General features: G+C 37.5%; 1 protein-coding gene. It reads left to right on the top strand.

What is annotated here, in order from left to right:
- On the top strand, positions 1–413 hold a 413-nt coding region (locus tag RFW85_RS17775; RefSeq protein WP_309171748.1), incomplete at both ends, for a hypothetical protein.

Here is a 413-nt window from a genome sequence, read left to right as displayed (position 1 = left end):
CATGGTTCAATGAACGATGGAACTACTTCAACTTTCATATTCAATTATGATGCAATTCAGTTTGGTACGCCTGTCGGTGTTGATGGTGTAGAACCTAAACCATTAATGACCTTGCAAAACACTCCGGTTACTTTGCCAAACGGTACTGTTATTCCGCGTGGTTTGTATGTCGACAATGGTAGTTTTGGGTATATCAATGCGAATCGAATCTGGGCTGAAAACTTAAGTACTATTAGTGCAGACTTGGGGACAATTAAAGTCAAAACTGCGAATATTGAAGATGGCGCAATTGATACTTTAAAAATTAAAGATGAAGCTGTAACAGTTCCAATAGGTGTAAAAGCAATTGATGTAAAGACTATCACTACTTTTGCAGGTGGAGTTACAAGTGGACAGCCTAATAATGATTTTAA

It is taken from the genome of Acinetobacter sp. 12966, from assembly GCF_031196995.1.
In the GTDB taxonomy this organism is placed as follows: domain Bacteria; phylum Pseudomonadota; class Gammaproteobacteria; order Pseudomonadales; family Moraxellaceae; genus Acinetobacter; species Acinetobacter geminorum.
This window is presented reverse-complemented; position numbering and strand designations above follow the sequence as displayed.